This window comes from Mesorhizobium sp. WSM4904 (genome assembly GCF_029674545.1).
In the GTDB taxonomy this organism is placed as follows: domain Bacteria; phylum Pseudomonadota; class Alphaproteobacteria; order Rhizobiales; family Rhizobiaceae; genus Mesorhizobium.
Window position 1 is genome coordinate 3,258,037 of the sequence record NZ_CP121354.1, and the last position, 16,293, is coordinate 3,274,329.

8 protein-coding genes and 1 pseudogene are annotated in these 16,293 nt (G+C 64.0%); 7 read left to right on the forward strand and 2 right to left on the reverse strand.

The annotated features are described in order from the left end of the window. Positions 1-145: 145 nt before the first annotated feature. Positions 146-2,944, reverse strand: coding sequence for a glycosyltransferase family 25 protein (locus tag QAZ47_RS15610; protein WP_278233697.1), 2,799 nt, complete (start codon positions 2,942-2,944; stop codon positions 146-148). 1,026 nt (positions 2,945-3,970) lie between these two features. On the opposite strand from QAZ47_RS15610, the gene QAZ47_RS15615 reads away from it, so the two are divergent. From QAZ47_RS15615 to QAZ47_RS15640, 6 genes and pseudogenes are all read left to right on the forward strand, one after another. Then, positions 3,971-4,285, forward strand: coding sequence for a hypothetical protein (locus QAZ47_RS15615; RefSeq protein ID WP_278233698.1), 315 nt, complete (start codon positions 3,971-3,973; stop codon positions 4,283-4,285). Between the two features lie 88 nt (positions 4,286-4,373). Beyond that, positions 4,374-4,817 (forward strand): annotated as a pseudogene (locus QAZ47_RS15620) (DUF4347 domain-containing protein); the annotation flags it as partial. Between the two features lie 2,688 nt (positions 4,818-7,505). After that, on the forward strand, positions 7,506-7,685 hold the full coding sequence (locus tag QAZ47_RS15625; protein WP_278233935.1) for a hypothetical protein: 180 nt from the start codon (positions 7,506-7,508) through the stop codon (positions 7,683-7,685). A 114-nt stretch (positions 7,686-7,799) separates the two neighbouring features. Continuing rightward, on the forward strand, positions 7,800-10,175 hold the full coding sequence (locus QAZ47_RS15630; RefSeq protein ID WP_278233699.1) for a peptidase domain-containing ABC transporter: 2,376 nt from the start codon (positions 7,800-7,802) through the stop codon (positions 10,173-10,175). A gap of 12 nt (positions 10,176-10,187) precedes the next feature. Further along, on the forward strand, positions 10,188-11,594 hold the full coding sequence (locus tag QAZ47_RS15635; RefSeq protein ID WP_278233700.1) for an HlyD family type I secretion periplasmic adaptor subunit: 1,407 nt from the start codon (positions 10,188-10,190) through the stop codon (positions 11,592-11,594). Between the two features lies 1 nt (position 11,595). Then, positions 11,596-13,329, forward strand: coding sequence for a tetratricopeptide repeat protein (locus QAZ47_RS15640; RefSeq protein ID WP_278233701.1), 1,734 nt, complete (start codon positions 11,596-11,598; stop codon positions 13,327-13,329). A 61-nt stretch (positions 13,330-13,390) separates the two neighbouring features. Here the strand turns inward: QAZ47_RS15640 and QAZ47_RS15645 are convergent, their stop codons facing one another. Further along, on the reverse strand, positions 13,391-14,536 hold the full coding sequence (locus tag QAZ47_RS15645) for an NAD(P)/FAD-dependent oxidoreductase (RefSeq protein WP_278233702.1): 1,146 nt from the start codon (positions 14,534-14,536) through the stop codon (positions 13,391-13,393). Between the two features lie 217 nt (positions 14,537-14,753). Here QAZ47_RS15645 and QAZ47_RS15650 point away from each other — a divergent pair, with 217 nt between their 5' ends. After that, positions 14,754-16,130, forward strand: a complete 1,377-nt coding sequence (locus QAZ47_RS15650) for an aspartate aminotransferase family protein (protein ID WP_278233703.1) — start codon at positions 14,754-14,756, stop codon at positions 16,128-16,130. Positions 16,131-16,293: the final 163 nt, after the last annotated feature.

Below are 16,293 nucleotides of genomic sequence, written 5' to 3' on the forward strand. Positions count from 1 at the left end.
CCGCCGTGGCGGGGAAACCAGACCAAGGGATGTGACGGTTAACGCCGTAAACTCTCGTCGGTTCATCGAAGCGATGTCAGCCCGTTGGCCGGACTTGTAGGCCGGAGATCAAACCCGACCGCCAGCAGGCCGAGGCCAGCGCCCCTTACTGCTGCTGGTCCATCGCTATTCGATCCGAAGGCAAGTCGTCATCCAGAATAACGAGTGGGGGCATGCACACGAAGGCCCGCATCGAAGTATATGCGCCGCACATCGCGCAATCGATGCCGGTGTCGTCAAGGACGACGGCGGTTCCAGGAAATGGGATCAGTCTGCTGCGCAGCGGGAGACATTTTTCGAGAAGTATGCGCGCGCCTTTTGGCGTGATCGTGTAGGCCTGCAGCCCAAATGAATGCTCGACCTTGATGAGCGATCTGGGGAATTTCTCGAACTGGAACGAGGTCGTTCTTTTGCTGTATCTCCGATCATAGAATTCCAGCTTGGCTTTCGAAAAGCCCAGATCGAGCCATATGAAGGAAGGATCAAATATATAGCCCCATTGTATGATATCCCAATCCGCCGGCGCTTGGGCCATTAAAGTGGCCGCTTCCTCTACAAATTGGAATGAAGATCGAACGTCGTCTTCGAAGATAGTTATTATCTTATTCTGCGAAACTGACTGCTTCCATAGATTGATGTGAGACAGGGCGCATCCCAACGTGCCTGGAGGGTATGCGCAATCGGCAGTTATGAGGCCTTCCTTGATGAGCTCATCCCTGTCCAGCGAAGCCCCGTCAACCGCCGATACGCGAACCGTTTCGCGCCTCAGATGCCAGTTGTTGCTCTGATATTTGTTCCAGCGCTCGACGCTGCGGTCGAGGTTTATCAGGTGAATTTGCGACGAAGCCGTCGACTCGTCAGGTTTGGGCGATGCCGGCGCGGATGCAGGGATCGTGGCGCCGGCAAGCACAGGAGTGTCGCCCGCGTTTTGCAAAAGTTCTCGTGCGCGCTCGATCCCGTCACTCACGTGGTACTCGTGGTCGCCGAAAGTGATGTAGCCGTAGACCTGCCGATTATCCATGTACTGGATGATGCCGGCCTTCCTGGCGCTGTCGGCAAAGATGACGTATTCGTATCGTGACGTGCCGTCGTCATAGGTCAGCTCGTTGAGCACGTCGGCGCGCACGAGGTAGGTGCAGTGCACCAGCGGCATCTCGATGACGCCGCGTACATGGCGATTGAGCACCCAGGCATACTGATCGCACTGCCTATAGTAGCCGTTCGCGTCGATCTCGGCGTGGTAGTTCGAATAGTATTGGCCAGGCGAGATGGAGCGGAGCAGGGGAGCGACGATCGGCAGATCGAGCGCGACAAGCTCTCGCAGCGTGGCTGCGCGCACGAAATTGTCGACATCGACGACGAAATAGAAGTCGCAGCCATGCTCGAGCGTCTTCTGCAAACTTATGTTGCGGATTCGCCCGAGCACTTTGAAGCGCGTCTCATTCCATTCGTGCTCGCGAAACTGCTCGACCCGATCGGCGACGTCCGAAGCGTCGATCTCGACTGCCGAATAGAGATGACCGACGCGCTCCACCCATTCGCGCAATATGTGCTCGGTCCTGTCGGTGTTGTTGTTCGTCCGGATGTAGAGGACGATCGATTCCTTCGGGTAGTCGAGCGCATCGATGCATTCGAGGTAAAGGGGGAGTGACGGCTCCTTTTGCTTTGCCAGTATCGATATCAGAACGCGCGGCATGCCCTTCAATCGCGAGCGCAGCGAACGCTGCCGGACCAGCTTGTGCTGTTCGATCAAGGTTTCGCTGCCGAACCGTCCCAACTGCGGTGGTTCGCGCACCGGCAGCTTCTCGGCGGCAAATCGCGCATTGGCCGCCACGCGCTTCAGCATGTCCGACGGCGATTTGTCGGAGGTCAGCAATTTCAAGCAGGCATCGAGTGACTCGCGGTATGCGCCGGCCCAGTACGCGTTGACGGAAAACTCGTCGAGCAGCCCGTAGTCGTAGACCCAGGGCTGAACGAACAAGCCGGCTGGCGCCTTGAGGTCCAAACCGCGCCGCGCGTACTCCTGCCCTTCGGCGTTCCTGCCCTGGTCGCGGCAATAACGGCTCGCCGCATGCAGCGCCTCCCCGCGGGCCGGCACTGTCTGGGTCGCACGCTCGTAGGCGCCGACGACCTCTTCGAATGGCCGCTCGAGAGCCGCCATCATGTTGCCCGCTTCGAGGAGGCTCACATAGACCTCCTCGTTCCAGAAACCCAGATCGGCGCGCTTCAGGTAGTGTTCCAGCGCCTTCTCGCGCTCGCCGCAATCCCTGTAGCTCTGCGCGAGATAGAACGTGTAGCGCGATATCAGGAACGGGTCGGTCTCGGTTGCGAGCGCGTTCTCCAAGACAGCCGCATCGTCCTGATATTTCCTTGGGTTCTGACTGCGGGCTCCCCCACGTCCGGTCGCAATGCGGAAGCCTTCGGCGTTCAGCCGTGTGATCGGCCCGGGAGGCGCCTCGAGATATTCGTGCAGCACACCTTTGAAGGAGAAGGGCAGTCGGTTGCGGCAAATCTGCGGGCGGTAGAAAGAGATGTCGCCATGCGACACCTCGATGTCATACAGATCGTGTTCCATCCGCGACTTGAATGCGGTCGGCTCGAAGTCGCGATCGACGATCAGCACGTCATCGGCATCGATGATCATCGCATAGTCGACCCATTCCACCTCGCGCAACTGCTCGAGGGCGAAGCTGCGGTTATATGCAAAATCCCGCCATGGCTCGTCGATGACGGCACCTTGGACATTGTGGATGGCCAGGAAATCGCGGATTACGTCTTGCGTGCCGTCGGTGGAGCCCGTGTCGACGACGAGCACATAGTCGACCAGTGGAAGTGCGCTGGCGAGGCAGTTCAAGATGACCTTGGCCTCGTTCTTGACGATCATGCACAGGCCGATGGTGCTCATGCCAATCCCTCGGTGGAACGGCGCTCGTCGCGAGTCTTTCCGTTCCCAGCGATCATGTTGAACGAGAGTCGCTTGCCGTTCGTCATTTGCCGACTGTAGGGCTCCCTGATGGCTGCAGACCAAGGCCATATTCGCATTGCGGCGCCATCTAGAACACTGATCCCTTTAGATGAGGATCGGTCCGATTTTACACTCCATGGTGCTCGTCGCCCAGATCGTGCGACAGCCAAACGCTTTACGGCCAGTTGCATTTTCCGTCCCCACACCCGATGCATCCGCTCCATCGTCAGCCGGCATCTTTCGCCGCGGCCAGGCTTGCTCGTCGGAACAATCTTCAGCTCCGCCGCGATTTTTTCGCGCGACGGCGGACCGACTCTAAGCCTCGGATTTTCAACGCCGTTCGGACCCGGCCAGCGGCCCGGTCACAACTTTATAGTTCATAAGTTGTAAACCAACCCATTTACAAGTTTATAAATTTCGAATTTACTAATATCTAATGCAACGGGAGGGTAGCCGCAGGCCGGGCGGGAACGCCGTGGGTTTGCGGATGTCTGCAAAGCTAGTGGAGCATCCGGGAACAAAGCCACCTCCTGCGAGGGGGCTTTGACAGCACGCGCGCGTGCCGTCGTTTCAACATCAGCCTGTCAGCCAGGCCCGACGATTCCCAATCGATGTTCCCTCGCAAGTAGTCCGGGTTCCCTCGCAGGTCGTCGCCGAGCGATCGCGACACGCGTGATGGAGTTGACAGTGGTTCGAGTGTTGCCGCCCACCTGCGGGTGCCGCGCCGATGCGGCCTTGGTCCCGCGCCTGACTCCTCCGAATCTTTCCGCCCGCAACGGTCGCCCAGCGATCGGCGGGCGCTCGGCGATGATTTCGCTCAGTGAACGACGGGGCCTTTCCCGAATTCGACAATCCTTGGCGTCCGTTACCGTGGCCCGCCCGGCCCGGTTACGAGCGCCGGGCACCGACTGAACACAAGGAACGAGACAGGACAAACAGCGGCGCAGGCCGACCGAGGAGGATGTGATGAGCTACACAGCAAGCTTTGCGGTCATGGAAGTCACGGTTCGCGGCGTCTTGCCCATCGGCGACACGACCGAGAACGCAACCTATTTCATCCTGGATACGGCAAAAAGCGCGATCGTGGGCCAGGTCATGCTCCCCAAGGCCGTCAAGCGAAGCCTCGCTGTCGCGCTCACGGTCAAAGTCCCAAGCAGCGCCGGTTCATTGGCGATCGGCACGTTTGACGATGGCGGGAACTTCCAGGTTGCCAGCTTCCTGCGGGTAGAGATCCCCACTGTTCAAAGACCCGACGGAGCCGTCGGGGCATCCGGAAGGTGATCCCGTCCGATCCATTGCCTGTCGCTCGCCCGCCAAAACAGCGGGCGGTTTCCCCCTGAATTGAATTTGACGCCAACAGGAGCCAGTCATGGCCCGTGCCTCTGAAATTCTCTTTGTGGATTCTTCAATTTCCGACATCCAGACCGTTCTCGGCAATTTGAGGCCCGAAGTGCGGGCTGTCGCGCTCGATGGCCGCCGACCGGCCGCGCAACAGATCGCCGCCGCCCTCGAAGGACAGGAGGAACTCGACGCCGTCCACATCATGGCGCATGGAGCGCCAGGGCGCGTGAAGCTGGCTGGAGGAGACTGGACGGCCGCCTCATTGAAGGAACAGGCCGATGATTTCGTTGCAATCGGCAGGGCGCTCGCAGTGCATGGCGAGCTTCGGCTGTGGAGCTGCGAAACGGCGTTGGGAAGCGCTGGCGAGATTTTCGTTGCGGCATTGGAAGAGGCGGTAGGCGCGGACGTCCGTGCTTCGACGTCGCTGGTTGGCGCGGCCGCCCTGGGCGGCTCTTGGGAACTGCCGAAATACGCGCCCTCTTCGCCTTTGCCGCCAATCACTTTAGCTGGCGTAGCGAATTACGCGGGGATACTTGACGCAGGTAACCTGACGCTTTCTGGTTTTACGGATTCAGGTAGTAGTAAAAGTATTAATACATACTATCTTATCGATACAAACAATACGCTAACAACGGCCGATGATACTGTCGTTGGTAGCTTTGTTCTTAATTCTTCAGCCAATAGCGTGGCTCCAAATTTTGCAGTAACAATAACAGTCCCGGATATCTCTCATACATATCTTATCTATGATTCAGGATTCCGCCAATACGGTACGCTTACGCCTGTCACCGACGTCGACCCCGCCACTCCGGGCGACCAACCGGGTTATGATTTCACCACCACGACCATCAATAACGTCGGCGCTCCCGGCAACGATGGCAATCACTTTAATGATGGCCTTTTAACTCTCGCGAGCTCTGGTGCCGTGGGCGCAACAGGCCCGGCGGGTGCTACCGGCGCCACAGGCGCGACCGGGGCCACCGGTGCGACTGGCGCGACAGGTGATACGGGTGCGACAGGTGCCACGGGTGATACCGGTGCGACCGGCGATACGGGCGCCACAGGTGCTACGGGTGATACCGGCGCTACAGGTGCGACTGGCGACACCGGCGCCACAGGTGCGACCGGCGACACCGGTGCAACAGGCGCGACCGGCGCTACGGGTGCGACTGGTGACACGGGTGCAACTGGCGCGACCGGCGATACTGGCGCCACAGGTGCGACCGGTGCAACGGGCGCCACAGGTGCGACTGGCGATACTGGTGCGACCGGAGCCACGGGTGCAACCGGTGCGACCGGCGATACGGGCGCCACAGGTGCTACGGGTGATACCGGCGCTACAGGTGCGACCGGCGGCACCGGTGCAACAGGCGCGACCGGCGCTACGGGTGCGACTGGTGACACGGGTGCAACAGGCGCGACCGGCGATACTGGCGCCACAGGTGCGACTGGCGATACTGGTGCGACCGGAGCCACGGGTGCAACCGGAGCGACAGGTGCGACCGGCGCAACCGGAGCGACTGGTGCCACAGGTGCGACCGGCGCGACCGGAGCCACAGGTGCGACCGGTGCAACGGGAGCCACAGGTGCGACTGGCGATACCGGTGCGACCGGAGCCACGGGTGCAACCGGAGCGACAGGTGCGACTGGTGAGACTGGAGCCACGGGTGCCACAGGTGCGACCGGCGAAACCGGAGCGACTGGTGCCACAGGTGCGACCGGTGAGACCGGAGCCACGGGTGCCACAGGTGCGACCGGCGCAACCGGAGCGACTGGTGCCACAGGTGCGACCGGTGAGACCGGAGCCACAGGTGCCACCGGAGCAACTGGTGCCACAGGTGCGACCGGCGAAACCGGAGCCACGGGTGCAACCGGCGCGACTGGAGCCACAGGTGCAACCGGAGCCACAGGCGCGACTGGAGCTACTGGTGCCACGGGTGCGACCGGCGAAACCGGAGCCACAGGTGCAACGGGAGCGACCGGCGCGACTGGCGCGACCGGAGCGACGGGCGCGACCGGAGCAACTGGTGCCACAGGTGCGACCGGCGAAACCGGAGCCACAGGAGCGACCGGAGCGACCGGCGCGACTGGCGCGACCGGTGAGACCGGAGCGACGGGCGCGACCGGCGCGACTGGAGCTACTGGAGCGACCGGCGCGACTGGAGCCACAGGTGCAACCGGAGCCACAGGCGCGACTGGAGCTACTGGTGCCACGGGTGCGACCGGCGAAACCGGAGCCACGGGTGCGACTGGAGCTACTGGCGCGACCGGAGCCACAGGCGCGACTGGAGCTACTGGTGCCACGGGTGCGACCGGCGAAACCGGAGCCACAGGTGCGACTGGCGCGACTGGTGCCACCGGAGCAACTGGCGCTACGGGTGCTACCGGAGCCACGGGTGCAACCGGAGCAACGGGCGCGACTGGAGCCACTGGCGCGACTGGTGCCACGGGGGCGACCGGCGAAACCGGAGCCACGGGTGCTACTGGCGCGACCGGCGCTACTGGAGCCACTGGCGCGACCGGAGCCACGGGCGCGACCGGAGCGACTGGAGCCACTGGCGCGACTGGTGCCACGGGCGCGACCGGAGCAACTGGTGCCACTGGCGCGACCGGCGAAACCGGAGCCACGGGTGCTACTGGCGCGACTGGTGCCACAGGTGCGACCGGTGAGACCGGAGCCACTGGCGCGACCGGCGAAACCGGCGCCACGGGTGCAACCGGCGCTACTGGAGCCACCGGCGCTACAGGTGAAACTGGTGCCACAGGTGCGACCGGAGCGACTGGAGCCACGGGTGCAACCGGCGCGACCGGTTCCACTGGAGCCACGGGCTCGACCGGTTCGACGGGTGCTACCGGCTCGACCGGAGCCACCGGCCCAACCGGAGCGACCGGCGCAGGCGGCGGAACGGGCGATCGCGAGCATGGCAACAATGGTGGCGGCAATGATCCTGACGGAAGCGACAGCAGCAACCCGGGCAAGGGTCATCCCAATGACGGCACCGACAATGACGGCTCGCCGGGCAATGGCGGCAAGGCCAGCATCACGGCCGACACGCTGGGGCTGACGGACACCAAGAAGTTCCTGCAGTCCGGTTCGGGCGGCAGCGACACTGACAAGCAGGGCTCTCTCAAGCAGCTCGTCAGCCAGGCTGTCGGTGCGGTGACGACCGATCTCTTGAACGTCCTCAACACGGTCAAGGGCTTCGGCCAGAGCCAGAACCAGCCGTCCGGCGCCACCTCCGACCTGACTTCGGACAAGGGCAAGCAGGGTGCCGGCTATGCCCAGACCGACGACACGCTGAAGAAGGCTCTGAAGGATATTCTCAAGCCGAATGAGTGAGTGTTGGTCGAAAACAGCGCGCGCGGGCCTTGCGGAAACGCAGGGCCCGCGTGCTCGTGATTCCGGCGCGGGCAATGGGCTCGTCCCGCGGTCAATTCCGGACTATGATGAGGCTTGCCAGAAACCCCGGCTGACGCGGCGCGCCGGGAGCATGCCCTCGCTTGTAGGTCGCAGGGGGAGTGCAGGGTGAGCGCATATTTGAGCCCGGTGGCCGAACCGATCCCGACCCGCTCCGACGCGGAAGCGGACGCGGTCGGCAAAGCTGGCAGCGAGAGCGGAGCGGGGCGGTTTCCCGGCGGTCCCGCCGAGTTCGAGCACGTCGCGCCGCGCCTCAAGGCGATGATCCGGGTTGCGCGTTATCACGGTTTCGAACTCGACCCGAACGAATTCAGGGCGGCGAGCGCGGGCAAGTTTGCAAACGCCGCCGACCTTTCCCAATGGGCGCAGAACGGCGGCATGTGGTCGCGCGCGGTTCGCATCCGCTGGTCACACCTCCTGCGCTTCGAGCAGACAGGGCCTGTCGTCCTTTTGTTCAGTGACGGCGGAGCAGGCCTTCTTACCGGGGCCAGCGCCGAGCGCAATGTCGTTTACCTGAAGAGCGTCGATGCGCCGGACGATGCGGAAGGCGTAGCCATCGACGAACTGCGACTGCTGCAGGTGTGGTCGGGCGAGGCCGTTCTGCTGCGGCCGGCGCGGTCGTACATCGCAGCGGACGCGCCCTTCACGTTCGGCTGGCTGGTCGATCTCGTGCGGCTCGAAAGCCGGCCCTTGCGCGACATCGGCATCGCCTCCTTCACGCTCTCCGTCCTGACCATCCTGCCCCCGCTTATCGTCATGACGGTGGTCAACAAGGTGCTGCAGTTCTCCAGCATCTCGACCCTGGCGTTGCTGAGTGCGATCATAGCCGTCGTCTTCGTCTACGAGACGCTGCTCGGTCACGCGCGGCGACTGATCGTCAACGTCGTCGGCGCGCGGCTGGACACCAAGCTGAACCTGCACGTCTTCAGCCGGCTCCTGCGCCTGCCGCTGGACTATTTCGAGCGTCATCCGGCCGGCGAAACCCTATACCATCTCGCCCAGGTCTATCGCATCCGCGAGTTCCTGACGGGAAAGCTTCTCACCACGTTCCTGGATCTGATCACGCTCGCCGTGCTGATCCCGGTCATTTTCTACATCAACGCCACGCTCGCCTGGATGGTGCTCGCCTGCGCGGTCGTGATCGTCTCGATCATCTTCGCCTTCCTTGTGCCGCTGCGCCGAAGATACCAGCAAGTGGTCGATGCCGAGACCTGGAAATCGGCGGCGCTCGGCGAAACCGTCGTCGGCATCAAGACGGTGAAGGCGCTCGGCCTCGAACCGCAGCGCAAGGCGCTGTGGGACGAACGGGTGGCGGATGCCGGCAAGGCGCGTCTCGCCTTCGGTCAGCTCGCCAACTGGCCGCAAACCCTCGTCACGCCTATCGAACGCGTCATGGTCCTCGGCACCATGCTGATCGGCGCCTATCTCGCCATGAACGACCGCTCGGGCTACATGGTCGGCAGCCTGTTCGCCTTCATGATGATCGCACAGCGCGTCGCGCAGCCGCTGGTCGGCCTGGCCCGGCTGGTCGAAGATTACGAGGAGGTCGGGGCCGCGATCGGCGAGGCGGCATCGGTCCTCAACCGTCCGTTGGAAAGCAGCTCCAATTCGGCGGGCTTGCGGCCGAAGCTCGTCGGGGAAATCAGCTTCAGCGACCTGACCTTCAGCTATATCGGCACCAAGACGCCGGCGCTCGACCGGGTCAGCTTCGAGATTCCGGCAGGCACGATGTTCGGCATTGTCGGGCGCAGCGGATCCGGAAAGTCGACGATCGCGCGCCTGCTGCAGGGGATCAATCGCGACTACAGCGGCTTCCTCAAGCTTGACGGCGTCGACCTCAAGGAAATCAACCTGCGTCACCTTCGCCAGGGACTGGGCGTGGTGCTCCAGGACAATTTCCTTTTCCGCGGTTCGATCAGGGACAACATTATCGCCGGTCGTCCCGGACTGACGCTTTCCGACGCCATGCGCGCCGCGCAGCTGGCTGGTGCCGCCGAGTTCATAGAACGCATGCCGAACGGATACGACACCTATATCGAGGAAGGCTCGCCCAACCTGTCGGGCGGCCAGAGGCAGCGGCTGGCGATCGCCCGCGCGCTCATCCACGATCCGACCGTCCTGATCCTGGACGAAGCGACGAGCGCGCTCGACCCCGAGAGCGAGGCGGTGGTCAGCGCCAATCTCATGCGCATCGCCAGCGGGCGCACGGTGATCATCGTTTCACACCGGCTTGCCTCGCTCACCGAATGCGACCAGATCCTGGTCATGGACCAGGGCAAGGTGCTCGACGTCGCGCCGCATTCCGTCCTTCTGGAGCGGTGCGGCGTCTACCGCCAGCTTTGGTTCCAGCAGAACCGGCATCTTGATGGCCGACATGGTCGTCTGGCGGCTGTACCGCCTCGTCCCGTCTGAGCTCGGCCGGCCATGAGCAGCACCACCTATTCCACCCTTCCGGTCCGACGGCGTCGGACAGAGGTCAGCGATCCCACCGCGCCCGCGATTCTCGAATTCCAGTGGCCGTCGACGGCGGTCGCCAACGCGCCCATTCCGCAGGTGGCGCGCGGCATCGTCTGGATCATCACGAGCATGGTCGTCACGTTGATCACGCTTGCGGCCCTGATACCGGTCGACCAGGTCGTCACGACGAGGGGCCTGGTGGTCTCGCAGACGCCCAACATCATCGTTCAGCCGCTGGAGACGGCGATCGTGCGCTCGATCGAGGTGCGCGAAGGACAACGTGTGAAGGCCGGGCAGGTGCTCGCCCGTCTCGACGCCACCTTTGCCTCGGCCGACCTCACTGCGTTGGCTACCCAGGTCACGACGCTCGAAGCCGAGGTGGCGCGCTTGAAGGCGGAAGCCGACGGGAAGCCTTTCAACTATGACGGACTGGACCCGAGCTGGACATTGCAGGCATCGATCTTCGATCGCCGCAAGGCTGTCTACGATGCCAAGCTGGAAAGCTTCGACCGGCAGAAAGACGAGCTCAGTTCCGTCATCTCACGCTCGCAGTCCGATGCCGACGGCTACCGGCAGCGGCTGGCAGTGGCGGCGTCGATCGAAAAGATGCGCCAGCAACTCGAAGAGAGACAGGTCGGAAGCCGCCTCAACACGCTTATCGCCGAGGACAATTCGGCCGAAATGTCGCGCTCGCTCAGCAATGCCGAGCAGACGACCGAGGCGGCCAAGCGCCAGCAGGCGGCAATTGCGGCAGAGCGTGACGGCTACATTCAGAGCTGGCGCGCCGACGTCTCGCAGAGCCTGTCGGAAGCCAATTCGCGGATGTCCGACGCCCGCGAGCTGCTCAACAAGGCGAAGCTTCGCAAGCAGCTGGTGGAGCTGAGGAGCGAAGCCGACGCCACGGTCCAGTCGGTGGCCAAGGTCTCCGTCGGCTCGGTCCTGCAGTCCGGCGAGCGATTGATCACGCTGGTGCCGGCGGACGCAGTGCTCGAGATCGAGACGAACATTGTCGGCCGCAGCAGCGGCTTCGTCCATGTCGGCGATCCCGTGGCGATCAAGTTCGATACCTTCCCCTATTCGCAATATGGCCTGGCGCACGGAACGGTCCGCACGGTCAGCCCGGATTCCTTCTCGGCCAGGGAGCAGGCGCGCGACCCGAATAGCTCGCTGGCGATGCTGCCCGCCGATGCCGACCTGTTCTATCGCACGCAGATTTCCATCGACGACGTCGCGCTCCACGGCGTGCCCGCCGACTTCGCGGTAAGCCCCGGCATGCCGGTCACCGCGGACGTGAAGGTAGGTCGCCGCACCGTCCTCAAATATATTCTCGGCGCGATGCTGCCGATCGGTCAGGAAGCGATGCGGGAGCCGTGACATGGCGATCCTGGATCGGCTGACCGGACGCATCCACCCGGCGCTGGCGCTGCGCAGAGCGATGCAGCTTGCCGAAAATGGAAAGCCCGCCGAGGCCTTTCCGCTCATGGCGATCGCCGCACGTGCGGGCGTTCCAGAGGCCGAGTACCATGTCGCCCGTTGCTACCTCGAAGGCCTGGGCGTGCCGCCGAGCCAATCGGAGGGCGCGCGCTGGCTGCGGCGGGCCGCCGACCATGGAAGCGCCGACGCGCAGGCGCTTTTCGCCGCGCTTTGCGTGGCCGGACTGGCAGGGCACGAAGACGGCGAAGGCGGCGCCAATTCGGAAAGCCTGTTCAAATCGGAATCCTCGCAAGACCCTGATTTCGAGACTGCGTTGCGGTTCGCCCGAAAAGCGGCGGAGGCCGGCTCCGCAACCGGGCAGGCAATACTCGGCTACATCCTGACCAAAGGCCCGAAGGCCATGCGCGATCTCGATGCCGCGCATGGCTGGTACGAGAAATCCGCGGCTGCCGGCTGTCCGGAAGGATGCCTTGGCCTTGCCCTTTCGCTCGCCCGGCGCAAGCAGCCGGAGCAGAGGGTCAGGATCGCCGCGGAGCTGCGGCGCGCCGCGGATGCCGGCCTGCCGACGGCGATCTATTTTCTTGCGGTCCTCACCGAGCACGGAATGGGCGTGCCCGTCGACCTGGAGTCGGCTGAGGCACTCTACCGGCTTGCCGCGGAAAAGGGCTTTGCCTCGGCGCAGTTCCGGCTGGGACTCGCTCTGATCGAGGGCAGCCTGTCGCGTCAGGATTCGGTCGCCGGCGAGGCGTGGATGCGCCGCGCGGCACTGGCCGGAAATCTCGACGCGGCTCATCGCCTCGGCGAACACTATGTGAAAGGCCCCCGGCCGGACTATGCCGAAGCCGCGACATGGTATCGGCGGGCCGCGGAGGGTGGCCATCAGCTGGCTGCCCGCGCTTTGGCGTCGCTCTATCTGTCGGGGAATGGCGTTGCCCAGGACGCCGAGGAAGGAACGCGCTGGCTGCGCGCCGCCGCCAATGACGGCAATCGCCAATCGCAAGTCGATCTCGCGAACCTTGTCCTCGAAGGCGCAGGCGAAGCGGACGACGGTATCAACGTCGCAGCATGGTTTGGGGCGACGGCTTCGTCGGGTGACCTGGTCGCGGCCTTCAATCTCGGGCTCTGTTTCGCCGAGGGAGTAGGAGTGCGCAAGGACCAGGAGCGGGCGGCGCATTGGACGAGGCGCGCCGCCGAAGGCGTGGCCGAGGCGCAGTATATGTATGGGCGCATGCTGCAGAAGGGCCGCGGCGTGACTGCCGACCAGAGCGAGGCTCGTATCTGGTTCGAGCGGGCCGCCAATGCCGGCATGGTGGACGCGCAGGTGGCTCTCGCCGAAATGCTTTACAACGGGCATGGCGGAGAACGCTCGTTTGCATCCTCGGCGCATCTCTTCAAACAGGCTGCCGCTGCGGGCCATGCCGGGGCGATGTTCGCGATCGGGGCGCTCTACGAGACCGGGCAGGGCCTGTCTCTCGATCGCAAGGCGGCGCAGAAATGGTTCGCAGCCGCCGCCGAACGAGGTCATGGACATGCGCAGCTCATGCTGGGCCGCTATCTGTCCAAGGGCATCGCCGGTGAACACGACTTGACCGCAGCCCGGATCTGGCTCGAACGGGCGGCTGCTCAAGGCGTCGATGAAGCCGCCGAGGAGCTCGCCGATGCCGAGCTAGGTTAGAGGCGACTGATAAATCCGGAAGGGCGCGACAGGTCGGCGCCCGCTTCCGGCGCAAAGCGGCTCACGATACGGCGGCGACATCGGCCCGCTCTCTCGCCAGCGCAATGATGCGCGTCACATGCTCGGCGATCGCCAGGCTCGAAGTCAGGCCGGGACTTTCAATGCCGAACAGATTGACCAGCCCCGCAATGCCATGGATCGAGGCATCCTGGATGACGAAGTCGCTGTTGGCTTCACCTGGGCCGGAGAGCTTCGGCCGGATGCCGCTATAGGCCGGCTGCAGGCTGCCGTCGGCCAGTTCCGGCCAGTATTTGCGGATCGCGGCGTAGAAGCGTTCGCCGCGTGCCGGATCGACCCGGTAGTCGAGCACCTCCGTCCATTCGACGTCCGGTCCGAACCGAGCCGTGCCGGCAAGGTCGAGCGTCAGATGGACGCCAAGCCCACCAGGCTCGGGCACCGGATAGACGAGGTGCGAGAAGGGCGCGCGGCCGACCACCGAAAAGTAGTTGCCCTTGGCGTAGCGAAGCGTGGGCAGGAACCGCCGGTCGAATCCTTCGAGCGCGCCGGCCAGCGCGACCGCGCCCAGGCCGGCCGCGTTGACGAGACGCGACGTGGCGATCTCGAAACCGTTGCCGGTCGCCGTGTCGGTCGTCTGGAGCACGATTTGGCCGGGCTCGATACGGCCCGAAACGATGCGTGTATTGAGCGAGAGCATCGCGCCGTTTTCCTCGGCGTCGCCGAGCAGCGTCAGCATCAGGGCGTGGCTGTCGATGATGCCCGTCGAGGGCGAAAGCAGCGCCTTCGTGCAATGCAGCGCCGGCTCCAGCGCTTGCGCCTCGGCGACGGAGAGAAAGCGCAGATCGGCGACGTCGCAAGCGGCCGCACCGGCGCGGATCGTGGCGAGCACGGGCTCCTGCGCTTCGTCGGTCGCGACGATCAGCTTTCCGCAACGCCGGTGCGGGATCGAGCGTTCCATCGCGTAGCGGTAGAGCATGTCGCGCCCGGCAACGCAGAGCCGGGCCTTCAGCGATCCTTGCGGATAGTGGATCCCGGCATGAATGACTTCCGAATTGCGCGAGCTCGTCTCGGTGCCGATGGCATCCGCCGCTTCGAGGATCAGCGTGTCGAGGCCCTGCGCCGCCAGGCCGCGCGCGATCGCAAGGCCGATGACGCCGGCCCCGGCCACTATGCAGTCGACCTGTTCCATGTCGCATCTCTTCGGTTGCGTACGCGTTGCTCCTGCAGGGACTATACCGTCTCCGTCTGCCTTGGAAATCTCATGGCGCTATCGATTGTGACACAGCGGCTCTTGCGGCCGCATCTCGCCATAAGGCATCAAGCTGCGGATGCGAGGCGGATTCCCGGAGTTTCTCGACAGGGGGAGGGGTCCTGTCTTTCGCTTCCGCCTGCCGACAGGAGCCATCATGGACGCCAGACCGAATTCCCCTGAAGCCCGCGACATCCGCTACCACATGCATGCCTACACCAATGCCCGCAAGCATCAGGAGACGGGTCCGCTGGTCATCGAAAAGGGCGACGGCGTCTATGTCGAGGACATCGCCGGCAACCGCTACATCGAGGCGATGGCCGGCCTTTGGAGCGTCGCCGTCGGCTTCTCGGAAAAGCGGCTGGTCGAGGCCGCCACGCGGCAGATGTCGAAGCTGCCCTTCTATCACGACTTCGGCTCGAAGGCGCATTCGCCACTGATCGACCTGGCGGAGAAGCTGGTGCAGATGGCGCCGGTGCCGATGAGCAAGGCCTATTTCACCAATTCCGGTTCCGAGGCCAACGACACGGCGATCAAGATGATCTGGTACCGGTCGAACGCGCTCGGCCAGCCGGCGCGCAAGAAGATCATCAGCCGCAAGCGCGGCTATCACGGCGTCACCATCGCGTCCGCAAGCCTGACCGGGCTGCCGAACAATCATCTTTCCTTCGACCTGCCGATCGCCAATATCCTGCACACGTCGACGCCGCATCACTGGCGCGATGCCGAGCCCGGCGAAAGCGAGGAGCAGTTCTCCAGCCGGCTGGCCGACGATCTCGAGAAACTGATCGTTGCCGAGGGACCGGAAACCATCGCCGCCTTTATCGGCGAGCCGATCATGGGCGCCGGCGGTGTCGTCGTGCCGCCAGCCGGCTATTGGGAAAAGATCCAGACGGTGCTGTCGAAATACGGCATCCTGCTAGTGGCCGACGAGGTGATCTGCGGCTTCGGCCGCACCGGCCAGATGTTCGGCTCGCAGACCTTCGGCATCAAGCCGGACATCATGGTGCTGTCGAAGCAGATCTCGTCTTCCTACCTGCCGATCTCGGCACTGCTGATCAACGATCGTGTGTTCGAGCCGATCGCCGACGAGAGCAACCGCATCGGCACGTTCGGCCACGGCTTCACCGGCGGCGGGCATCCGGTCGCGGCGGCGGTGGCGCTGGAAAATATCAAGTTGATCGAGGAGCGCGATCTCGTCGGCAACGCGCGCAAGGTCGGCGCGCATTTGAAGGCGCGGCTGCGCAAGCTCGTCTCGCATCCGCTGGTGGGAGAAGTGCGCGGCGTAGGCCTGATCGCCGCCGTCGAGCTGGTCGCCGACAAGGCGAGCAAGGCGGCGTGGGGCAAGCCGGCCGCGCTCGGCGCGCTGGTCAACGGCTTCATGCAGCAGAATGGCGTCATCTCGCGCAACATGGGCGACGCCATCGCCTTCTGTCCGCCGCTGATCATCACCGAGGCCCAGGTCGATGCCCTGGCCGACGCGTTCGAGCGATCGCTCGACGCGGCGCTGCCGCAGGTTCACCCGCAGGGCTGAACCAACCCCTCTTACGCAATGCTTCCCGATGGTCGAGATCGCGATCGAAGTCGGCTTCGAGAACGCCTCGCACTTCTCCAAGCCCTTTCGCGAGACGCTCCGCCTGCCGCCCAGCAAGGCGGGCCGGCAAGCCAAAACTGACTTGCCGGCAAGAAAGGTTGTG